The 21,170-nt window shown below is 63.6% G+C and carries 23 protein-coding genes and 2 tRNA genes; 9 read left to right on the top strand and 16 right to left on the bottom strand.

Features of this window, described 5'->3' with window-relative positions; translation table 11 throughout:
- Position 1: 1 nt before the first annotated feature.
- Positions 2–721: a response regulator gene (locus tag L6D77_RS16195; protein WP_232883277.1), complete on the bottom strand. Its 720-nt coding sequence runs from the start codon at positions 719–721 to the stop codon at positions 2–4.
- A 145-nt stretch (positions 722–866) separates the two neighbouring features.
- Positions 867–1,949, bottom strand: coding sequence for a copper-containing nitrite reductase (gene nirK, locus L6D77_RS16190; protein ID WP_373870592.1), 1,083 nt, complete (start codon positions 1,947–1,949; stop codon positions 867–869).
- A gap of 235 nt (positions 1,950–2,184) precedes the next feature.
- Here nirK and L6D77_RS16185 point away from each other — a divergent pair, with 235 nt between their 5' ends.
- The gene (locus L6D77_RS16185) at positions 2,185–2,400 is read left to right on the top strand and encodes a hypothetical protein (protein WP_125857131.1); all 216 of its coding nucleotides are present in this window, start codon (positions 2,185–2,187) and stop codon (positions 2,398–2,400) included.
- 67 nt (positions 2,401–2,467) lie between these two features.
- Here the strand turns inward: L6D77_RS16185 and L6D77_RS16180 are convergent.
- Positions 2,468–2,543, bottom strand: a tRNA-Thr gene (locus L6D77_RS16180).
- A 97-nt stretch (positions 2,544–2,640) separates the two neighbouring features.
- Complete coding sequence (locus tag L6D77_RS16175; protein WP_232883279.1) at positions 2,641–2,889, bottom strand: hypothetical protein; 249 nt, start codon at positions 2,887–2,889, stop codon at positions 2,641–2,643.
- 666 nt (positions 2,890–3,555) lie between these two features.
- On the opposite strand from L6D77_RS16175, the gene L6D77_RS16170 reads away from it, so the two are divergent.
- Both L6D77_RS16170 and mdtI read left to right on the top strand, forming a co-directional pair.
- Positions 3,556–3,915, top strand: a complete 360-nt coding sequence (locus L6D77_RS16170; protein WP_232883280.1) for an SMR family transporter — start codon at positions 3,556–3,558, stop codon at positions 3,913–3,915.
- Positions 3,909–4,226 (top strand): multidrug/spermidine efflux SMR transporter subunit MdtI, encoded by a 318-nt coding sequence (gene mdtI, locus L6D77_RS16165; protein WP_232883281.1) that lies wholly within the window; start codon positions 3,909–3,911, stop codon positions 4,224–4,226. The genes L6D77_RS16170 and mdtI overlap by 7 nt, the downstream gene beginning before the upstream one ends.
- A gap of 42 nt (positions 4,227–4,268) precedes the next feature.
- Here the strand turns inward: mdtI and L6D77_RS16160 are convergent, their stop codons facing one another.
- From L6D77_RS16160 to L6D77_RS16135, 6 genes are read right to left on the bottom strand one after another with little or no spacing between them, the layout of a single operon-like run.
- A complete protein-coding gene (locus L6D77_RS16160) occupies positions 4,269–4,427 on the bottom strand; it encodes a hypothetical protein (protein ID WP_232883282.1) in 159 nt (52 codons plus the stop codon).
- Between the two features lie 33 nt (positions 4,428–4,460).
- On the bottom strand, positions 4,461–5,696 hold the full coding sequence (locus L6D77_RS16155; protein ID WP_232883283.1) for a methyltransferase: 1,236 nt from the start codon (positions 5,694–5,696) through the stop codon (positions 4,461–4,463).
- Between the two features lie 57 nt (positions 5,697–5,753).
- Positions 5,754–6,443 (bottom strand): ABC transporter permease, encoded by a 690-nt coding sequence (locus L6D77_RS16150; RefSeq protein WP_232883284.1) that lies wholly within the window; start codon positions 6,441–6,443, stop codon positions 5,754–5,756.
- Complete coding sequence (locus L6D77_RS16145) at positions 6,444–7,136, bottom strand: ABC transporter permease (RefSeq protein ID WP_232883285.1); 693 nt, start codon at positions 7,134–7,136, stop codon at positions 6,444–6,446. It abuts the gene before it with no gap.
- A 56-nt stretch (positions 7,137–7,192) separates the two neighbouring features.
- On the bottom strand, positions 7,193–7,948 hold the full coding sequence (locus tag L6D77_RS16140; RefSeq protein WP_125462249.1) for an ABC transporter substrate-binding protein: 756 nt from the start codon (positions 7,946–7,948) through the stop codon (positions 7,193–7,195).
- An 11-nt stretch (positions 7,949–7,959) separates the two neighbouring features.
- Positions 7,960–8,733 carry an ABC transporter ATP-binding protein gene (locus L6D77_RS16135; RefSeq protein WP_028688471.1) on the bottom strand — a complete coding sequence of 258 codons (774 nt, stop codon included), beginning with the start codon at positions 8,731–8,733 and terminating at the stop codon, positions 7,960–7,962.
- 610 nt (positions 8,734–9,343) lie between these two features.
- Between L6D77_RS16135 and gabP the strand changes: the two genes are divergently transcribed.
- Positions 9,344–10,729, top strand: coding sequence for a GABA permease (gene gabP, locus L6D77_RS16130; RefSeq protein ID WP_232883286.1), 1,386 nt, complete (start codon positions 9,344–9,346; stop codon positions 10,727–10,729).
- Between the two features lie 163 nt (positions 10,730–10,892).
- Here gabP and L6D77_RS16125 read toward each other — a convergent pair whose 3' ends face one another.
- From L6D77_RS16125 to L6D77_RS16100, 6 genes are all read right to left on the bottom strand, one after another.
- Positions 10,893–11,336 (bottom strand): hypothetical protein, encoded by a 444-nt coding sequence (locus tag L6D77_RS16125; protein WP_232883287.1) that lies wholly within the window; start codon positions 11,334–11,336, stop codon positions 10,893–10,895.
- 168 nt (positions 11,337–11,504) lie between these two features.
- Positions 11,505–12,515, bottom strand: a complete 1,011-nt coding sequence (gene ppk2, locus L6D77_RS16120; RefSeq protein WP_232883288.1) for a polyphosphate kinase 2 — start codon at positions 12,513–12,515, stop codon at positions 11,505–11,507.
- A 177-nt stretch (positions 12,516–12,692) separates the two neighbouring features.
- Positions 12,693–12,768, bottom strand: a tRNA-Phe gene (locus tag L6D77_RS16115).
- A 90-nt stretch (positions 12,769–12,858) separates the two neighbouring features.
- The gene (locus L6D77_RS16110; protein ID WP_110992242.1) at positions 12,859–13,131 is read right to left on the bottom strand and encodes an oxidative damage protection protein; all 273 of its coding nucleotides are present in this window, start codon (positions 13,129–13,131) and stop codon (positions 12,859–12,861) included.
- A complete protein-coding gene (mutY, locus tag L6D77_RS16105; protein ID WP_232883289.1) occupies positions 13,128–14,195 on the bottom strand; it encodes an A/G-specific adenine glycosylase in 1,068 nt (355 codons plus the stop codon). Before mutY ends, L6D77_RS16110 begins: the two co-directional genes overlap by 4 nt.
- The gene (locus L6D77_RS16100) at positions 14,192–16,441 is read right to left on the bottom strand and encodes an AsmA family protein (RefSeq protein WP_232883290.1); all 2,250 of its coding nucleotides are present in this window, start codon (positions 16,439–16,441) and stop codon (positions 14,192–14,194) included. The genes mutY and L6D77_RS16100 overlap by 4 nt, the downstream gene beginning before the upstream one ends.
- Positions 16,442–16,989: 548 nt before the next feature.
- On the opposite strand from L6D77_RS16100, the gene L6D77_RS16095 reads away from it, so the two are divergent.
- The 5 genes from L6D77_RS16095 (at position 16,990) to hisA (ending at position 21,163) form a co-directional block, all read left to right on the top strand.
- A complete protein-coding gene (locus L6D77_RS16095) occupies positions 16,990–18,648 on the top strand; it encodes an OFA family MFS transporter (protein ID WP_232883291.1) in 1,659 nt (552 codons plus the stop codon).
- A gap of 256 nt (positions 18,649–18,904) precedes the next feature.
- Positions 18,905–19,498, top strand: coding sequence for an imidazoleglycerol-phosphate dehydratase HisB (hisB, locus tag L6D77_RS16090; protein ID WP_110992314.1), 594 nt, complete (start codon positions 18,905–18,907; stop codon positions 19,496–19,498).
- Positions 19,499–20,137, top strand: coding sequence for an imidazole glycerol phosphate synthase subunit HisH (gene hisH, locus L6D77_RS16085; protein WP_110992246.1), 639 nt, complete (start codon positions 19,499–19,501; stop codon positions 20,135–20,137).
- Positions 20,138–20,398 (top strand): DUF2164 domain-containing protein, encoded by a 261-nt coding sequence (locus L6D77_RS16080; RefSeq protein ID WP_236170094.1) that lies wholly within the window; start codon positions 20,138–20,140, stop codon positions 20,396–20,398.
- Between the two features lie 27 nt (positions 20,399–20,425).
- Positions 20,426–21,163, top strand: coding sequence for a 1-(5-phosphoribosyl)-5-[(5-phosphoribosylamino)methylideneamino]imidazole-4-carboxamide isomerase (hisA, locus tag L6D77_RS16075; protein WP_194788288.1), 738 nt, complete (start codon positions 20,426–20,428; stop codon positions 21,161–21,163).
- Positions 21,164–21,170 lie beyond the last annotated feature (7 nt).

The following is a 21,170-nucleotide window of genomic DNA, read 5'->3' as shown; positions in this document are numbered from 1 at the left end:
CTCAGCTGCCCGAGGCTTCGCGGCGCAGGTTCAGCAAGTAGCCTTCGTTGCGGATGGTGAGGATCTGCGCGGCCTGGCCCGGCGCGCGACGTAGCTGCTGGCGCAGGCGACTGATGCACATGTCCACCGAGCGGTCGTCGGGCAGGTGGTCGCGGCCGAACGCGCTACGCGTCAGGTGATCGCGGGACACGACACGGTTGTTGGCCTCCAGCAGTTCGCGCAGCACCCGGTAGTCGGAGCGAGGCAAGGTCAGGGCCTTGCCGTCGGGGTGGGTAAGCAGGCGTTTGATGGGGTCCAGTTCAAAGCCTGCGAATCGCTGTGGCTGGCTGGCGCTGTCATCGGCGTTGGCTTCCCGGTGCAGGGGGCGGCGCAGCACTGCCTTGATTCGGGCAACCAGCTCGCGGGGCTCGAAGGGCTTGGCCAGGTAGTCGTCAGCGCCCACTTCCAGGCCGATGATGCGGTCCAGGGTGCTGCCCTTGGCCGACAGCATGATCACCGCCAGCCCGGGCTGTGCCTGCAATTGCCGGCACAGGCTCAGGCCATCTTCGCCGGGCAGCATCAAGTCCAGCACCACCAGGTCGACCTTGTGCAGGGCCAACTGCGCGCGCATCTGCTCGCCATTTGCAGCCGACAAAGCCTGATAGCCGGCATCACTCAGGTAGTCGCACAGAAGTTCGCGAATCTCGTCGTCATCGTCGACAACCAGCAGGGTGGTGCTCATGCGGGGATACCTGTGAAAGGCGAGCGGCAGCGCTCAATACGATCAACCTCATCCCGCCCGGGCAGGGCGCCCGAGCGTGGAGGGGAGCAATCGTAACAAAAAACCATCTGCGAATGCGAAGTCTTCGCAAATGCTGCTTGTCGCGCTAGCGAATCGGCCCAGGCGCTTCCAGTTGCTTCATCAGGTCGTCATTCCATTGCCCCTCGACCTGCACCTGCGCCGCGGCACCCAGCATTACGGCCTCGATCAGGTTGTGGTTGAGGTAGGTGTACAGGCCGGGCTGGCGGAAGGTATACAACGCCGCGCCCGCCGCACCGCCGGGGATGAACCAGGTTTCCAGGTTGCGCTGCGGTGGGTTGGCGAACTTGCCGGAGGCCCACACGTAGTCACCGTGGCCGCCGATCAGGTGCGGGCGAGTGTCGCGGTTGGCTTGCGAGTGCACGATCAGCACGGTTTCACCCTGCGTGGCGGTGAGCGCGTGCGGGCCGGTGAGGGCGCCGATGCTGCCATTGAAGACCACGTGCGTGGGGACGAGCCCCTTCATCACCTGGTACATGTCGGCAAAGCTCGCTGATGGGCTGGCGTAGCGCTTGTACTTGCCGTCCTTGTCGCGCGGGATGTAGTAATCCTGCTCGCCGATGTACCAGACCTTGTCGTACTGCAGCGGGCGCCCGTCGCCGTCCTTCAGGCCGTCCCGCGGCAGCACCATGATCGCGCCGTTCATGCCGCACACCACATGCCAGGGGATCATCACCCCGCCCGGCGCGCAGTGGTACACGAACACCCCGGCGCGGTCCGCCTTGAAGCGCAGCTTCACCTGCTCGCCAGGCTTCACATGGGTCAGCTCACCGCCGCCAAGCGCGCCGGTGGCGGCATGGAAGTCGATGTTGTGCACCATGCTGTTGCTGGCCGGGTTGACCAGGGTGAGCTCCACGTAGTCGCCTTCATGCACCACCATCAGCGGGCCGGGAACCGAGCCGTTGAAGGTCATGGCATGGAGGTAGGCGCCTTCGTTGTCGACCGCCAGCTCTTTCTCCTCGATCACCATGCGGAACTCGACGATCCGTGGTTTGCCCGGCGCGCGGTGGCTGTGGGCATGCACCTGGGGTGGTGCAACCAGCTCGACCCGGGTGCGCTCCAGCTGGTTCGGATCCACGGCTGGACGCTTGCTTGCCGGTGCCGCAGCCCGGGCCAGGCCGCTGGTCAGCACGGTACTGCCGACCCCCAGCAATACACCCCCCGCCAGCACCCCGCGCCGGGTCAGTGCTACACCTTCATGCTCGCTCATGGGACTTCTCCTTAAGTCGACGAAAGCCGTCGGCACAGGAATACCCATTTTCAAAGCAGGGTTTATTGAGCCCAAACAAGAAATCGAGCGGGTGGGCAGCCTGTCGCAAACGTGGCCGATAGCTACTATGGAGTTACGCGGGCTGCCACATGCAGCGACTCAAGGAGCACAGGGAGTGAGCCGTTTCGTCAGTTTCGAAGTCAGCAACCACCGCCAGTACGTGATCAGCATCGATCACATCATTGCGCTTTATCCGCTTGCTCAGGAAAGGACGTTTGCCAAGGGAGGGATCGTGTTGATCAATGGGCTGGGGAAGGAGGGCAAGCATGTGGCGCTGGAGCTTAGCGGGCCGGAGATCAGGAAGTTGCACAAGGCGTTGTTGCTGGAGTGAAGGGGCGTGTGTCTGGATGATCCCCAGAAACGCAAAAGCCCCGACTGACGTCGAGGCTTTTTGAGTATGGTGCCGGCACCAGGAATCGAACCCGGGACCTACTGATTACAAGTCAGTTGCTCTACCATCTGAGCTATACCGGCACAGGGGCGTCATTATAGCGATGGATTCGCGGCTGTAAACCACTTCTTGCAATCAATGCGTAACGCCCTAAGTCACCGAGGTGAAAGGAGAATTTTCCTACCAGCCGCGGTGGATGGTGGTGACGCTTGGTTCGGTCTTGCCGGGGTTGAAAAACAGCTTGTCATTGTCGCAGCCGCGCTTGCGGCAGGGGGCGTCAACGTGCAGCGGCAGGCCGCGGTCGCCGCCGAGCTGCATGCCGGGCACGTTCCAGTCCAGCGGGGTTGGTTTGGCCGGTGGCGTGCTGCTGGCACAGCCAGCCAGGGCCAGGGCGGCGGTCAGCAAAGCGAGGGGCTTGGCGTGTTTCACGATGTTCGAATCCGTTCCAAGGTCAGTCTTTGTTCAAAAGGCAGGTGCCACTCTAGCTGCTTGCGCGCGAGAGCCGGTAGCGTGGGTGTTGGTAGCTGTGACGTGCGTCTTGTTAATCCAATCAGCCCAGGCCGCTGTGCGATAAATCACTGTTTTTGGCGTCCTTGATCATTTTTAGCACGGTGCCTGCAGGTCGCCGGGCGGGTGATGCTGCGCGTCCGGTCACGGGGCGACGGTGCATGATCTTGAGGGCAGCCGGCGATGATACACCGAACGCAAGGTCGAAGCTTGACTGCGCGGTGTTGTACCTGCCTGGCGCGGCTGGGCATGGCGTTCAAGCGGGCTCTGGTGGCTGCATGGCCGGTTAATATATTTTACGTGCCGTTTGGCATTGGCTTAGGGCTTTATTCGATCGAATGCAGTTAATTCAGTGTTTTAACTTGTTATTTATCTATCACTTTGACTTTTTTGATTGCCTCAGTTAATTTGTTGTTCATTATGTTGAACGGTAAAGCTTTCAAGCTCCTCTCCACCTCCCGCCTGGTCTCCCGTGAACGTCACTGGACCGGCGACCTCTAGCGCCACCCTCCCACTACAGCCTCAAACGTTTCTGTCTTGCGCCGATGCCTGTGCGCTCGGCTGCTGTGTCGCCCATGGGAGGGCACCATGCGTTCCTGGATCTATCTGATCGTCGCCATCACCGCCGAGGTGATCGGCACGGCGTCGATGAAACTCGCCGCCACTCATTTCCCCGTGGCTGGTCATGCCGTGATGTACGTCATGATCTGCCTGTCGTATTTCTTCCTGGCCCTGGCGGTCAAGCGTGTGCCGGTCGGTGTGGCTTATGCGCTGTGGGAAGGGATCGGCATCGTCCTGATTACCCTGGTCAGCGTGCTCTGGCTGGGCGAAAGCCTGGGTTGGGCAAAGGCCCTTGGGTTGGCGGTGATGATCGCCGGCATCCTGTTGATCAAGGCGGGTACCCGCAGCAAACCTGTCGAGGCTGAAGGGGAGGCATTGCCATGCTGATTCCTTTTGCCTGGCTGGGCCTGGCCATCGTGCTGGAAGTGCTGGCCAACCTGTTGCTCAAGTATTCCGACGGTTTCCGTCGCAAGGGCCTGGGCGTGGCCTCGATTCTCTGCGTGCTGGCGGCCTTCACCGCGCTGGCTCAGGCGGTGCAGGACATCGAGTTGTCGCTGGCCTATGCCATCTGGGGCGGCTTCGGCATCCTTGCCACTGTCGCCATGGGTTGGGCGCTGTTCGGTCAGCGCCTGGCTGGCCGTGGCTGGCTGGGGCTGGCGCTGCTTCTGGTGGGTATGGGCCTGTTGAAACTGGCTTGAAATGCCGTATTTGAGACCGTTTCTGGCCTACGGCTGAAATGCTTATGCACAAGCGGCATTTTCCGCTTGCGCGAAAGGCATGCCGACTTGCCCTGCCGCCGGTCTTTGCGCAAAGCCCTGTTTTTGCTGGTTTTCAGCTGGAAAGCGGAATAAGCAAAGCGGCGCAAATAGCGCTTGGATCCAAGCTTTGGTGATTTTCATCACAAGCTTGTACACAGAGTTATCCACAGGTTGTCAGCTGCGCTGCGGCGATCCGTCGCGTTCGGCCAGCAGGAGCAGGTTGCGCGGCGTCAGCGGATATTCGCAGAACAGTCCTACGCGCACGGCATAACCTTGCTCTTGGAGGTACAAGGCGCGGTCGAGCACCAGCCACAGTTCCAGTGGGCGGCGGAACAGGTTGCGCACCAGCTCCAGGTTGCGCACCTGAGCCAGCCGTTGCCAGCCTTGCGACTCAAGGGCGGCCCAGTCCGTTGTGCCGCTCAGTTCGACCTGGCGCAGCGCGGCAAGATCGCGGCAGTACTGCTCGAAGGGTTTCTTCAGCCAGTCGACGGGTAGCGATGGTGTTGGCAGATAGGCGTCGATACCCCGCTGTTGGCGCTGTAGCAGGTCGAAACCCAGCCGCCTGGCCATCGAGCTGTCACGCTGGCGGCGCACCCGGGCGCTGGAGGTAACGGCCTCGCTGAGCGGCAGGCCCAGATCGCCGATCGACAGCTGCAGGGCCGAAGCCTGTGCGGCTGTGGAGATCGCCCTGTACTGCTCGCCCTGGATGCGGTTGTAGCAGCACGGCGCCACGGCCAGTTGCGGGCAGCCTTGCTGGCTGGCCAGGTGCAGCAGGCGCACATGCAGGTCGCCACAGGCATGCAGGGCAACCACGCTTTTTTCGCCATTCAGCTGCTGCATGCTGTCTGCGGCCATTACGTCCTGCTGCACATGGCGAGCGGGCAGTCGATGGTGATCGCTCAGCGCCTGGCCGGCGCTGACCAGTTCGGCGTCGTGCTCCAGGCAGGTCAGTTGCTGGCCAGCCTGCAGCAGGCGGCGGCCCAGGTGGCCCTTGCCCGAACACCAGTCCAGCCAGTGCCGAGTGGGCAGGCTGAAGCTCAGCCGGCGGCTGAAGGCTTCGATCTGCTGCCACTTACGGCCGGGGACGTTGGCGTCGAGGCGGTGGCCGGCTGGGTGCAGGCCGGCATCGGGCAGTTCGCCCACGGCAGACAATTGCCGGGCCAGGCTGGCCAGTTGCGCAAAGGGGGGCGGGGCGGGAAGCTGCTCCGGGTGTTGCTCGGCGGCTTCGGCTTGTTCCAGGGTGCGATTGCGCAACCAGGCGGACAGCTCGGGGTACTGGCATTCCCAACCCAGCTGCAGCTCGGTGAACGGCCGTGGGCGCCACAGCGGCTGGTGCTGCAGCAGAAAGTCATCAAGGGCCTGGAAGCGCTCGATGAGCTGGCTGCCTTGCAGGGGGAGTGTTGTGTTCATGCAGGCACCGAGGCGCAATGGAAAGGGGCCGCTATGCGGCCCCGAGCGTGTTGCAGTTTAACGCCCTTGGCAGGCATCCACGCGCAACCAGCGCTCCAGCAGCTTGAAGCCCTGCACCAGGAAGAACGAGATCACCAGGTAGAACACCCCGGCGGCGAAGAAGATCTCCACCGGCAAGTAGGTGCGGGCGATGATGGTCCGTGCCATGCCGGTCAGCTCAAGCAGCGTCACGGTGCTGGCCAGGGCGCTGGCCTTGAGCATCAGGATCACTTCGTTGCTATAGGCCGGCAGGCCGATGCGGGTGGCGCGCGGCAGCATGATGTAGAACAGTGCCTTGCCGCGCGACATGCCCAGTGCCCGGGCGGCTTCGATCTCGCCCTTGGGGATCGCCTGCAGCGCGCCGCGCAGGATCTCGGCGATGTAGGCGGCGGTGTGCAGGGTCATGGTCAGCACCGTGCACCAGAACGGGTCGCGCAGGTACGGCCACAGCGCGCTGTCACGGACCGCGTCGAACTGGGCCAGGCCGTAGTAGACCAGGAACAGCTGCACCAGCAGTGGCGTGCCACGGAAGAAGAAAATGTAGCCGTAGGGCACGGCGCGCACATACCAGTGGCGCGAGGAGCGGGCGATGCCCAGGGGGATGGCCAGGATCAGCCCGGCGATGACCGCGATGGCCACCAGCTCCAGGGTCAGGACCGCGCCTTCGGCCAAGCGTGGCAGCCACTTGATGATGACTTCCCAGTTCATTTATTCGGCCCTCATGAAGCCGCGGGCGGCGCGTTTTTCCAGGAAGTACATGCCGATCATGGCGACGATGGTCAGGCTCAGGTAGATGCAGGCGGCCACCGCGTAGAAGGTGAACGGTGCCTTGGTCACGGTCACGCCGATCTGTGCGTGGCGCATGATTTCTTCCAGGCCGATCACCGACACCAGCGCGGTGTCTTTCATCAGGATCATGAACAGGTTACCCAGGCCAGGCAGGGCGATACGCCACATCTGCGGCAGGATGATCCGCGACAGGATGCGGCCTTTCGACAGGCCCAGGGCCAGGCCCGCTTCACGGTGGCCCTTGGGGATGGCCAGGATCGCGCCGCGGAATACTTCCGTGGCGTAGGCGCCAAAGCACAGGCCCAGGGCAATGACACCGGCGGCGAATGCGCTGAGTTCGAGCCCAGGCATGTTGAGCGCGTCGCCGAGGCTGTTCATCAGGCCGACGGTGCCGAAATAGATGAGCAAGACCCACAGCAGCTCGGGCACGCCGCGCACCAGGGTCGAGTAGAAACCGCCAAGCCATTGCAGTGGCTTGACCGAGGAAGTCTTGGCCAGGGCGCCAAGCAGGCCCAGGGCCAGCCCCAGCAGCAAGGCGCAGAGCGCCAGTTTTACGGTCATCAGGGTGCCGGCCATCATGGCCGGACCGAATCCGTGCAGGTCGATATTCATGGGCAGCTTTGTTCAAGGGACCCGCACCGCGCAAGGCGGTACGGGTCGGGAGGGCATCACTCGATGCTGAACGGGAAGTACTTGTCGTTGATCTTCTTGTACGTGCCGTCAGCTTTGATCTCGGCCAGGGCCTTGTTCAGCTTCTCGCGCAGCGGGTCACCCTTGCGCACGGCGATGCCGATCTTGTCGCTGTCTACTACAGGTTCGCCTTTGAACTCGTAGTCTTTGCCCGCGTCGGACTTCAGCCACTCGTACTGCACGTACTTGTCGGCCAGGATGCCGTCAACGCGACCGGAGGTCAGGTCGAGGTAGGCGTTTTCCTGGGTGTCGTACAGCTGGATGGACTTGAGCACGTCCTTGTAGTTGTCTTCAAGCCAGGTGCCGGCGAGGGTGGCGCGCTGGGTGCCGATGGTCTTGCCCTTGAGGTATTCCTTGTCGGTCTTGAAGTCGACTTTTTTCGGGGCGATGAACTGCAGCTTGTTGGAGTAGTAGGGGTCGGTGAAATCGACCGCCTGCTTGCGCTCGTCGGTGATCGACAGCGACGACACCAGGAAGTCGAACTTCTTGGCGTTCAGGGCCGGGATGATGCCGTCCCAGTCGGAGGTGACCACGGTGCACTCGACTTTCATCTTGGCGCACAGGGCGTCGCCGATGTCCTTGTCGAAGCCGACGACCTGGCCGCTGGCGTCCTTGTTGTTGAACGGTGGGTAGGCGGCCTCGATACCCATGCGCAGTTTTTCTGCGGCCATGGCGTTGGCCGACATCACCAGGGTGGCAGCAGCGGCCAGGAGGAACTTCTTGTAAGTCTGCATGTATTGCTCCGTTAGCGGTGGCTGGACATGAATTGCTTGCAACGCGCCGAGGTCGGGTTTTCGAAGACCTGCTGCGGCGATCCCTGCTCTTCGACCAGGCCCTGGTGCAGGAAGACCACTTCACTGGACACCTGGCGGGCAAAGTTCATCTCGTGCGTCACCAGCAGCATGGTACGGCCTTCTTCGGCCAGGGCGCGGATGACGTTAAGCACTTCCTGGACCATTTCCGGATCGAGCGCCGATGTTGGCTCGTCGAACAGGATGACCTTGGGCTTCATGGCCAGGGTGCGGGCGATGGCGGCGCGCTGTTGCTGGCCACCGGAAAGCTGGGCGGGGTAGCTGTGGCGCTTGTCGAAGATGCCGACCTTGTTCAGCAGCGCTTCGGCATGCTCGGTGGCTTCGGCCTTGCTCTGGCCGAGCACGCGGCGCGGCGCCTCGATGATGTTGTCGAGGATCGACATGTGCGGCCATAGGTTGAAGTTCTGGAAGACAAAGCCGATCTCGCTGCGCAGGCGGTTGATCTGGCGGTTGTCGGCGGCGATCAGGTCGCCGTTTTTCTGCGCCTTGAGCTTGAGGGCTTCACCGGCGACCAGGATTTCGCCCTGGTGCGGGTTCTCGAGCAGGTTGATGCAGCGCAGCAGGGTGGACTTGCCGGAGCCGGACGAGCCGAGGATGGAGATCACGTCACCGTCGCGCGCGGTCAGCGAAATGCCCTTGAGAATTTCCTGCTCGCCGTAGCGTTTGTGCAGGTTACGGATTTCCAGCGCGGGCGTGGCCTGGGCCATGTGCGGTCCTCATGTGTTCGGGTGCGTTCCCAGCTGTTGGCGGCCTTCCTGGCGAGCGCCACGCTAGCATAGCGGCGCAACAGCGGCCAACCGGGTCGCAAGGGGCTTCGGTCATTGATGGGGCAGTTTGTCGCATCGTTGCAGTGGACTGTCGCGAGGATGTCCGCAATGGCGTTTTGCCCAGCACCGGAGCCTTGATGAAAAAAGGCGCGATGGTGCCAGCTTTGGCCTGCTCTGGGAAGCCGTTTTTGGCCGGGTGGCGCTTTGCCCGCAGCTGTGCCCTGGCGGGGTTGCGCCTGCTGGTTGCGCTTTTGTTTGCCGCAAAACTGTGCGCGGGTGTTACCGGGGAGCACCTTTGGTGCGTTTGTAAGTGAGTATTTCAGTAATCCGGACTTGGCATGGGTATTTGGCGGGCTTTCGGTCAAAGCCTGGCAGAAAGGCCGCAAAGCCAGAGGATTTGGGGGTGTCAGCCAGTCCGGATGAATGGCACTTAAAAATGGCGCGCTTATTGCCAGTGGGAAAAGACCGAATGCGGCGACGCCTAAATCACCCCTTGGTGCGCTTCGTTTTCCCTTCATTCGGGTGGTCCACTCCTTACAAAGGTAGTTTTATGAGCGGTAACAATTCCAATGACCTCGCTCAGGGGCTCAAACAACGGCATGTGACCATGCTGTCCATCGCAGGCGTGATCGGCGCCGGCTTGTTCGTCGGCTCCGGCCACGCCATCGCCGCCGCCGGCCCTGCCGTGCTGCTGGCCTACGCCGCTGCCGGTACCCTGGTGGTACTGGTGATGCGCATGCTCGGTGAAATGGCGGTCGCCTCGCCCGACACCGGTTCGTTCTCGACCTACGCCGACCGCGCCATCGGGCGTTGGGCCGGTTTCACCATCGGCTGGCTGTACTGGTGGTTCTGGGTGCTGGTGATCCCGCTGGAGGCCAACGCCGCCGCCGCCATCCTGCATGCCTGGTTCCCGGCCGTGGACCTGTGGGCGTTCTCGCTGGTCATTACCCTGGTGCTGACCGTTACCAACCTGTTCAGTGTGAAGAACTACGGTGAGTTCGAGTTCTGGTTCGCCCTGCTCAAAGTGCTGGCGATCATCGGCTTCATCGTCGTCGGTTGCGCCGCCATGTTCGGCATGGTCCCAAGCAGCCAGATCAGCGGCGTGAGCCACCTGTTCGACACCCAAGGCTTCATGCCCAACGGCCTGGGCGCCGTGCTGGCTGCCATGCTGACCACCATGTTCTCGTTCATGGGTACCGAGATCGTCACCATCGCCGCCGCCGAATCGAAAGACCCGGGCAAGCAGATCAGCCGCGCCACCAACTCGGTGATCTGGCGTATCTGCCTGTTCTACCTGGTGTCGATCTTCCTGGTCGTGGCCATGGTGCCGTGGAACGATCCGACCCTGGCCGAGAAAGGTTCCTACCAGACCGTCCTCAGCCTGATCGGCGTGCCGAATGCCAAGCTGATCGTCGACATCGTCGTGCTGATCGCCGTGACCAGCTGCCTGAACTCGGCGCTGTACACCTCCTCGCGCATGCTCTTCTCCCTGAGCAAGCGTGGCGACGCCCCGGCGATTGCCCAGCGCACCACCAAGGCGGGCACTCCGCACTGGGCCGTGCTGCTGTCCACCGGCGCAGCCTTCCTGTGCGTGTTCGCCAACTTCCTGGCCCCGGCTGCGGTGTTCGAGTTCCTGCTGGCCAGTTCCGGCGCCATCGCCCTGCTGGTGTACCTGGTGATCGCCGTATCGCAACTGCGCATGCGCAGCCAGCGTGAAGCCAGTGGCGAGAAGATCTCGTTCAAGATGTGGCTGTTCCCGGGCCTGACCTGGGCGACCATCGCCTTCATCGTCGCCATTCTGGTGGTGATGGGGCTGCGCGAAGATCACCGTGTCGAGATCATCGCGACCGCACTGCTGAGCATCGCTGTTGTAGCTGCAGGGTTGCTGGTGCACCGCAAGCGCGGTGCTGCCGGGCGCGTGGCGCTGGACAGCTGATCCACGTTGAGTGAAATGAAAAGGCCGCGTCCTGTGAAGGGCGCGGCCTTTTTGTTTGTCTGGGCGGGCCTCATCGCCGGCAAGCCGGCTCCCACACAGTAGCGCGCATTCCTTGTGGGAGCCGGCTTGCCGGCGATGAGGTCGGAACAGGCGATGAAGCTGTTTAGCCGAACTGCTTCTGCTGTTGCTGCCCCTTGGCCACCACCTCGGATGCGGTGACATAGGCCGCCTGGAACTCATCGCTCTCAAGCCACGCCATGGTCGCGTCCTCGTCGGTGCCGTCGAGCCATTTGCGGTAGGCGGTGAACACCATGACGATGTAGTCGGTGGCGTGCTCTTCCTTGTGGCCCTTGAGTACCAGTGCCAGCAGCGGGTCTACCAGGAACACCGAGATCATCGGCACCAGGCCGTTTTCCTGGGCTTCCTTCATCTTGACGAACAGGCTGTCGTAGCTGCCCGATTCCATGGCCTTGTTGAACACCTGCTCGACGCTGGCGCTGTCGCCGGCACTGGCCTTGACCGCCTGGCCGCTGCGCACCATGCGGTTCTGCTTGGCCTTGGTGGCGGCGCGCTTGGCGCGTTTTTGTTGCTTGGTGTTGGTGGCCATGAGGCGAGGTCCTGGGGTATCTGGTAAAGGCGGGTATTGAAGCGCAGTTGCGCGAGAAACCCAAGAGGCCGCTACGCGGCCTTTTCGCCGGCAAGCCGGCTCCCACAGTCACCGTGCCAGCCGCAGGGCCTGTGGGAGCTGGCTTGCCAGCGATAGGGCCGCAAAGATTCAGCTGACCGGCACCGCCGGTTCATCTTCCTCGAACCCCCGCGAAGCCCGGCCAACCAGCAGTGGATCCGGCGCATGCGCCACGCTGTGATCCTTCCCCGGATAATCCAGCGAATGCAGGAAGTGCCGGATGCAGTTGATCCGCGCGCGCTTCTTGTCGTCGGACTTGATCACCGTCCATGGCGCATCGGCGGTGTCGGTGTGGAAGAACATCGCCTCTTTGGCTGCGGTGTAATCCCCCCACTTATCCAACGACTTGATGTCGATGGGCGACAGCTTCCAGTGCTTGAGCGGGTCGTCGCGCCGCGAGATGAAGCGGCGCAGCTGCTCCTCACGGTTCACCGAGAACCAGAACTTGAACAGCAGGATGCCGCTGTTGCACAGCATCCGTTCCAGGTCCGGCGCCTGGCGCATGAACTCCAGGTATTGCAGCGGCGAGCAGAAGTCCATCACCCGCTCCACCCCGGCGCGGTTGTACCAGGAGCGGTCGAAGAACACCATTTCACCGGCGGTGGGCAGGTGCTGGATGTAGCGCTGGAAGTACCACTGGCCTTTCTCCTGTTCCGAGGGCTTCTCCAGGGCGACGATGCGCGCGCCACGCGGGTTCAGGTGCTCCATGAAGCGCTTGATGGTGCCGCCCTTGCCCGCTGCGTCACGGCCCTCGAAGAGGATGACGATGCGCTGGCCGGTTTCCTTCACCCAGTTCTGTACTTTCAGCAGTTCGATCTGCAGCGCGTGCTTGGCCTTGTCGTAGTCCTGGCGGCGCATGCGCGTGCGGTACGGATAGCTGGCCGGCAGGTGTGCCGAGGTGCTGTCCTCACTGCTGCCTTTGCGCGCGTGAGCCACTGCCAGGGCGGCGGGCTGCTGGCTGACCTGGGTGATGGTCTCTGGCGTAGGGGTGTTGGTGGCAGGCTTGCGCTGGCGTGGGCGGCGGGTGCGGGTGATGGGCTTGGCACTGCTGCCGGTGTCGGCAGGCGATGGCAGGAGGAGGGTGGCGGATTCTTCGCTCATGGAGGTCCTTGCGGGGTCGGTCGAATGTCCACCCGCCATGCTATGAGCCAGCAGGCGGTGACGTCTTGATATCGATCAACCGGACATGAACCAAGAAAACGCAGACAACAAAAAACCCGCACTAGGCGGGTTTCTTGTGTCGCTTCGGGTAACTTTGCAACCACCAGAAGCTGAAGGTGGTGCCCAGAGACGGAGTCGAACCGCCGACACGAGGATTTTCAATCCTCTGCTCTACCGACTGAGCTATCTGGGCGACGAGGTGAATTAAATAGATTTCCAGACCGCCCGTCAACGACTTTTTTGAAAAAATTTAAATTAATTCCGTCGCTTACGATTTCTGGGGTCATTCCGACGGCGGAACGTAGCCTTCGGCCTTGGCGTAATCTTCGCCAGCGAAGAACTTGTCCATCTCGGCCTGGATGAATTTGCGGTCCTCGGCATTCATCATGTTCAGGCGCTTCTCGTTGATCAGCAGGGTCTGGTGCTTCTGCCAGTCGGCCCAGGCTTTCTGCGAGACGTGTTCGAAGATGTCCTGGCCCTTGGGGCCGGGGTAGGGCGCGCGCTCGAGGCCTGGCAATTCTTCTTTGTACTTGCGGCACATCACGGTGCGGGTCATCGGGTTTCTCCTGCAATCAATTCGTCGGCCGCGCGTTGCAGCAGCTTCTTGACCGGGGCGGCGAGGCCCAGGCGCGGCGGGGTGGCGAGGTTATACCAGAGCCAGTCGGGCTCGGCCACGTGCGCGCCGACGGGGTCGACACGCACCAGCCACGGCTCGATGGCCAGCTGGAAATGGCTGAAGGTGTGGGTCAGGCCTTGCAAGGCCTGGCTGCCGGCCAGACGCAGGCCGTGCTGGTAGGCGAGGTCGTCGAGCTGCTCGAGGCTGTCCAGCTCCGGCAGGCTCCACAGGCCGCCCCACAGGCCGGTGGAGGGCCGGCGGTAAAGCAGGATCGCGCCTTCGTGGTTGGCCAGCAGCGGCATCAGGGTCTTGCGCTGGGGCAAGGCCTTGCGCGGCTTGGGCTCGGGGTAACGGGTCTCTTCACCGTGCAGGTGCGCCTCGCAGCCATGCTGCAACGGGCAGATCAGGCAACTGGGCTTGCTGCGGGTGCACAGCGTCGCGCCCATGTCCATCATCGCCTGGGTGAAGTGGTTCACCCGCGTCATCGGCGTGTAGCGCTCGGCGGTGGCCCACAGCTGGTTGGCCACCTTCGGCTCGCCGGGGTAGCCGGCCTGGGCGGTGAAGCGGGCCAGCACGCGCTTGACGTTGCCGTCGAGGATCGGCGCGCGGATGCCCATGCTGATGCTGGCAATGGCCCCGGCGGTGGAGCGGCCGATGCCGGGCAGCTCGGTAAGCTGCTCGACACTGCGCGGGAACTCGCCGCCATGTTGCGCAACGACGATCTTCGCGGCCTTTTGCAGGTTACGTGCGCGGGTGTAGTAGCCCAGGCCCGTCCACAGGTGCAGCACTTCGTCCTCCGGTGCTTCTGCCAGCGCCTGCACGGTCGGCAGCGCCTGCATGAAGCGGTCGAAGTAGTTGAGCACGGTGCTCACCTGGGTCTGCTGCAGCATGATTTCCGAGACCCACACCCGGTACGGGTTGATGCCCTGTTGCCAGGGCAGGTCGTGGCGACCGTGCTGGTCGTACCATTCCAGCACGGCGCTGGAGAACTGCTGGGGGCTCATCGCTTGAACAGCCCCTTGAGCGCATCTTTGAGTTCCGGGCTCACTTTGTCTCCGAGTTTTTCTTCGAGCTTTTCATCGATCTTGTCTTTCAGGCGGTTGCCGGCCAGTTTCGCCGCCACCTTGCCCAGGCCGTCCTGGTCCAGGCGGCAGGCCTTGGCGCCCAGCTCCAGCGGGCCACGGCAGCGCAGCGGCACTTCCACTCCGGCAAAGCGTTCGTTGACCTGGCAGGCCGGGTCGGGCATGGCGCGCTGGTCGCCCTCGACCACCACGCCGACGTTGTAGTCCATGCCCAGCACGCGCAGGTCGAGGTCGCCATGGCCGTTGACGGTCAGGCCGGGAATGCGCGCCTTGAGGTCCGGGTTGCTGGCCACGCCATTGCGGATCACCAGGCTGCCGCGCAGCTCTTCGAACGGCGTGTCCTTGCCGCGCGGCTCGCTGCCAAGCTGCTTGCGGTTGAGGGTGGCGATGGCCTGGCACAGCTGCTGCTCAAGGTTGGCATTGACCAGCACGCCGTCGTTGATGGTGAAGCTGGCATTGCCGTTGAGGGTGTCGACCAGTGCTTTCTGGCTGTTGCCGGTGGCGGTGAGGTCACTGGCGAGGGTCAGCAGGCCCTTGACCGGCGGCGCCTGGTCGGGGCTTTCGCGCTTGATGAAGTGCTCCACCGGCACGCGGTTGATCTTGGTATTCACCCCCAGTTGCGGCACGGCGGGGCGCACGTCGACCGTGCCCTTGGCTTCGAAGCTGCCGTTGTACAGGCCGCCGCGCAGGGTTTCGAGGGTGATCAGGCCGCCCTGGCCGTTGGCCTTGAGCCGGGCATCGCTGATCGGCAGCTTGTCCAGGGTCAGGGCGCCGAACGCCAGGTCGGCCTGCAGGTCGAGGGCGCGCAGGCGGTCCACCGGCAGCAGCTTGTCGTTGCTCCAGGCCACTTGGGTGGGGGCGTTGGGCAGCGGGGTGGTGCCGGCACCGGCGACGGCGCTGGCTTCCTGCTGTTTCACCTCGGCCTGGCGCGCCGCGGTGGTGCCCTTGGCCTGCTCGCTCTTGGCGGGCAGGTAGCGGTCGGCGTCGAAGGTGTCCGCCTTGAGGTTCACCCGCAGGGCTTGCTTGGCGAAGTCTTCCACGGCCACGCGGCCGGTGAAGGTGCTGTCGTCCAGTTTCACCGCCAGGTCTTCCAGGGCCAGGCTGTTCTGCGTGCCTTGCAGGCGGGCCACCAGCTCCAGCTTGTTGAAGGCGGCCGCATCGGCGGTGGCCGGCAGCGGGTGGCCGATACCGTCGAGGAAGGTGCGCAGGTTGAACTGGGCGATGGACAGCCCGCCACTCACCTGCGGCGCCTTGTCCAGGTCGCGCACGTTCAGCTCGCCCAGGGCGCGCAGCTGGTTGGCCGAGACTTTCAGGCCGCTCCACGAGGCGACGTTGGCGGCCAGGTCGACCAGCACCTGGCCTTGGGCGGCGAAGGTCATGGTCTTGCCGGCCAGCGGCTCGCCCGAGGTTTCGCCGGACAGGCGCATGTCTTCAAGGTTGTAGCGCTTGAGCTTGCGGTCGAAGCGCAGTTCGCCGGTCAGTTCGGTGCGCGCCTTGATGTTCGGCTGGCTGGCGCTGAGGAAGGCGCTGGCCTTGAGCGGGATGTTCACGCCTTCGTGCACGGGGCCGGTGCTCAGTTGGATGCTTTCGGCACCGTAGCTTTGGCCGGCCTTCTCGTCGGTGAACTGCACCCGGGCGTTGTTGACGGTGAGGCTGTCGATGTCGAGCTTGACCGAACGCTCGCTGGCTTCGGGCTTGGCCGGCTCGCTGGCAGGCGCTTCGCCTGGCGCGGTGGCCGGGGCGTTGGCAACGGCCGGGTCAGGCAACGGCTTGCCGATGTCTTCCCAGTTGCCGTGGCCATTGGCATCGCGGGTAAGGGTGAGGTTCAGACCCTCGACCCGCACATCGCTCATCTGCACTTCGCGGCGCAGCAGCGGCAGCACGCGCACCGACAAACCGAGCATCTGCAGGTCGGCGAACGGCACCTTGGGGTTGTTCAACGTGGCGATGCTCGCCTCGTGCAGCTCCAGGCCCAGCCAGGGGAACAGGCTCCAGCCGATGTCGCCGTTGAGCGTCAGCTCCACGTGGGCCTTGTCGCGGGCCAGCTGGCGGATTTCGTCTTTGTAGTCGTTGGGATCGAAGAGGTGGGTCAGGGCGAAGCCCAGCGCCACGATGATCAGCAACAACCCGAGAAGCGACAGCCCCAGGATTTTGCCGAACGCTTTCATGGGCGAGTCCTTGTAGTCCGATTGTGAAATTCAGCGGCGAGTATAGCGCCGTGGCTATCAGCACTGCGTATCCGACGTTTCGACAGTGTGCAGCGTGGCAGTTCATTCGGGCCCAATCACCGGCAAACCGGCACTCATGGAACTGCACCTATCCCATTGATCTAGCGAAGGCCTGAGGGAGTAACTGTTTTCTATTGCCTGTGCTGGCCCCATCGCTGGCAAGCCAGCTCCCACAGGTACAGCGCACGCTTTGAGGGTGGCGAGGTGCATGTGGGAGCGGGCTTGCCCGCGAACACCGGCGCAGCCGGTGCCATTCACCCAATGCAAACGATGGCGCTGCGACAAGTACCGATTCAGCTGACGAAAAAAACGCGATATCAGATTGCTTTCATGCCACTGCCTGCTGGTAATCTTGCGCCGCTTTCGCCGCACCCGCGACCCATTGTCGCGGGGCAATGCCGCAAACGGCCGGCGTCACCCCGGGGGGAGGCGCCACAGCAGAGCCGAGCGCGCAGCCCGCAAGCGCCCACCTACATAAGGAACGACCCATGAGCAGCAGTATCACGACGGAGATGCCGGTAAGCGTGCCCGGCTTCCTGTCGAAGGAGCGCATCATCGCCCGCCCGGGCTTCAACCGCTGGCTGGTACCGCCGGCAGCCCTGGCCATCCACCTGTGCATCGGCATGGCCTATGGCTTCTCGGTGTTCTGGCTGCCGCTGTCCCAGGCCCTGGGCGTCAGCGCGCCGGTGGCCTGCGCTGCCGACATGGGCTTCGTGGCCCGCCTGTTCAGCGCCGAGTGCGACTGGCCGATCTCCATGCTCAGCTGGATCTACACCCTGTTCTTCGTGTTCCTCGGCTGCTCGGCCGCGGTGCTCGGCGGCTGGCTGGAACACGCAGGCCCACGCAAGGCCGGCCTGGTCTCGGCACTGTGCTGGTGCGGCGGCCTGCTGATCTCGGCGATCGGCGTGAAGACCCATCAGCTGTGGCTGATGTGGCTCGGTTCGGGGGTAATCGGTGGCATCGGCCTGGGCCTGGGCTACATCTCGCCGGTGTCGACCCTGATCAAGTGGTTCCCGGACAAGCGCGGCATGGCCACCGGCATGGCGATCATGGGCTTCGGGGGTGGCGCCATGGTTGGCGCGCCGTTGGCGACTGCACTCATGGGCCATTTCGGCAGCGCCACTGAAGTGGGCGTGTGGCAGAGCTTCGTAGCCATGGCCGCGATCTACTTCGTGTTCATGACCGCCGGTGCCCTGGCCTACCGCGTACCGCCCACCGGCTGGAAGCCCGAGGGCTGGACCCCGCCGGCGAAGAAGGCCAACGCCATGGTCACCGACCGCCACGTGCATGTCAGCGTGGCCTGGAAGACCCCGCAGTTCGCCCTGGTATGGCTGGTGCTGTGCCTGAACGTCTCGGCCGGTATCGGCATCCTCGGCATGGCCTCGCCGCTGCTGCAGGAAGTGTTCGCCGGCAAGCTGCTGGGCAACGAGCTGACCTTCAGCGAGCTGAACGCCGCGCAACTGGCGCAGATCGCCGCCATCGCCGCCGGCTTCACCGGCCTGCTCAGCCTGTTCAACATCGGCGGGCGCTTCTTCTGGGCGTCGTTCTCCGACTACATCGGCCGCAAGAACACCTACTTCGCCTTCTTCGCCCTGGGCGTGGGCCTCTACAGCCTGGTGCCGAACATGGGCCACATCGGCAACGTGGCGCTGTTCGTGGCGGCGTTCTGCATCATCCTGTCGATGTACGGCGGTGGCTTCGCCACGGTGCCGGCCTACCTGGCCGACCTGTTCGGCACGCAGATGGTCGGTGCCATCCACGGTCGCCTGCTGACCGCCTGGGCCGCCGCTGGCGTGCTTGGCCCGGTGCTGATTACCTACCTGCGTGAAGCGCAGCTGGCGGCAGGCGTGGAGCGGGCCGCCGCCTACGACATGACCCTGTACATCCTCGCCGGCCTGCTGGTGCTGGGCTTTATCTGCAACATGCTGGTACGCCCGGTGGCCGACAAGTACTTCATGACCGAGGCCGAACTGGCCGCCGAGCGTGCCCTGAGCCATGACAAGGGTGCCGACAGCGCGCGTTCGCTGGAATGGCATGCCGCGCCGGGCAGCCTGCCGCTGGTGCTGTTGGCCTGGGCGGTGGTGGTGATTCCGCTGGCCTGGGGCGTGTGGATTACCCTGCAGAAGACGGCCGTGCTGTTTCACTGATTGAGATTGCCCGGGGGCGCGTTGCGCCCCTTTCGCGACGCAGGGCCGCTCCTGCAGGCGACCGCATTCCTCTGTAGGAGCGGCCTTGTGCCGCGAAAGGGCTGCAAAGCAGCCCCAGCTACACGCTTGTATAGACCTGTAAGCCTGTTATCCCCCCGCAATCGCTTGCCCTGCCATATGTCATCCGCGTTTCAAGCTGGCGCGTTCTGGGCCTATAATGTTGCCCTTTTCGCCCAATGATTTTGCGGAGCTGGTGATGGTCGAACGTAAGGCTTCCGTCGAGCGCAATACCCTGGAAACCCAGGTCAAGTGCTCGATCAACCTCGATGGCACTGGTAAGGCCCGATTCGATATCGGCGTGCCTTTCCTTGAACACATGCTCGACCAGATCGCCCGGCACGGGCTGATCGATCTGGACATCGAATGCAAGGGCGACCTGCATATCGATGACCATCACACCGTCGAAGACGTCGGCATCACCCTCGGCCAGGCGTTTGCCCAGGCCATCGGCGACAAGAAAGGCATCTTCCGCTACGGCCACGCCTACGTGCCGCTCGACGAAGCCCTGTCGCGTGTGGTCATCGACTTCTCCGGCCGCCCGGGCCTGCAGATGCACGTTCCCTACACCCGCGCCAGCGTCGGTGGCTTCGACGTCGACCTGTTCCAGGAGTTCTTCCAGGGCTTCGTCAACCACGCCCTGGTGACCCTGCACATCGACAACCTACGTGGCCACAACACCCACCACCAGATCGAGACCGTGTTCAAGGCCTTCGGCCGCGCGCTGCGCATGGCCGTGGAGCAGGACGAACGCATGGCCGGGCAGATGCCATCGACCAAAGGGTGCCTGTAAATGCAGACCGTAGCCGTAATCGACTATGGCATGGGCAACCTGCACTCGGTGGCCAAGGCCCTCGAGCACGTGGGTGCCGGCAAGGTGCTGGTCACCAGCGACGCTGCCGTCATTCGTGAAGCCGACCGCGTGGTGTTCCCCGGTGTTGGCGCGATCCGCGACTGCATGGCCGAAATCCGCCGCCTGGGCTTCGACAGCCTGGTCCGCGAAGTCAGCCAGGACCGCCCGTTCCTCGGTATCTGCGTGGGCATGCAAGCCCTGCTCGAGCACAGCGAAGAGAACGACGGCGTCGACTGCATCGGCCTGTTCCCAGGGCAAGTGCGCTTCTTCGGCAAAGACCTCAAAGAAGACGGCGAGCACCTGAAAGTGCCGCACATGGGATGGAACGAAGTCGGCCAGACCATCGACCATCCGCTGTGGCACGACATTCCCGACCGCGCGCGCTTCTACTTCGTGCACAGCTATTACATCAATGCCGGCAAGCCGGGCCAGGTCGTCGGCCGTGGCCACTACGGCGTCGATTTCGCCGCCGCCCTGGCCGAGGGCTCGCGCTTCGCCGTGCAGTTCCACCCGGAGAAGAGCCATACCCATGGCCTGCAACTGCTGCAGAACTTCGTCGCCTGGGATGGGCGCTGGTAAATGAGCAGGTCGCGGACCAAGGCGCCGATCCTCACGCTGGCCCCCGAGCAGGAGCGCGAAGCGCTCGACACGCTCAAGCGCTTCCTCGAAGACCGTTTCGAGCTGCAGCTGGGGTCGTTCGAGGTGGCCGAGGTCCTCGAGGTGTTTGCCAGAGAGGTTGCTCCTTATTACTACAACAGGGTGATTGCCGATGTTCAGCTGCACCTCAAGGAGCGGTTCGAGAGCATCGAAAGCGACCTGTGGGCGCTCGAGAAGCCCTGAACTCAACGAACAAGACAGGTTTCCAAGATGCTGATTATCCCCGCTATCGATCTGAAGGACGGCGCTTGCGTGCGTCTGCGCCAAGGCCGCATGGAAGACTCCACGGTATTCTCCGACGACCCGGTGAGCATGGCCGCCAAATGGGTCGAGGGTGGCTGCCGCCGCCTGCACCTGGTCGACCTCAACGGCGCCTTCGAAGGCCAGCCGGTCAACGGTGAAGTGGTCACCGCCATCGCCAAGCGCTACCCGAACCTGCCGATCCAGATCGGCGGCGGCATCCGCTCGCTGGAAACCATCGAGCACTACGTCAAGGCCGGCGTCAGCCACGTGATCATCGGCACCAAGGCGGTCAAGCAGCCGGAGTTCGTTGCCGAGGCGTGCAAAGCCTTCCCAGGCCGGATCATCGTTGGCCTGGACGCCAAGGACGGTTTCGTCGCCACCGACGGCTGGGCCGAAGTGAGCAGCGTGCAGGTCATCGACCTGGCCAAGCGTTTCGAGGCCGATGGCGTCTCGTCGATCGTCTACACCGACATCGCCAAGGACGGCATGATGCAGGGCTGCAACGTGCCCTTCACCAAGGCCCTGGCCGAAGCCACGCGCATTCCGGTGATCGCCTCGGGCGGCATTCACAACCTGGGTGACATCAAGGCCCTGCTGGACGCCAAGGCCCCCGGCATCATCGGCGCCATCACCGGCCGTGCCATCTACGAAGGCACCCTCGACGTCGCCGAGGCCCAGGCCTTCTGCGACAACTACCAAGGCTGAGGAGCGA

Origin of the sequence: Pseudomonas parasichuanensis (genome assembly GCF_021601385.1) — a bacterium.
GTDB classification, from domain to species: domain Bacteria; phylum Pseudomonadota; class Gammaproteobacteria; order Pseudomonadales; family Pseudomonadaceae; genus Aquipseudomonas; species Aquipseudomonas parasichuanensis.
Note: the sequence above shows the minus strand (reverse complement) of the source record. Positions and strands in the feature narration are given on the sequence as shown.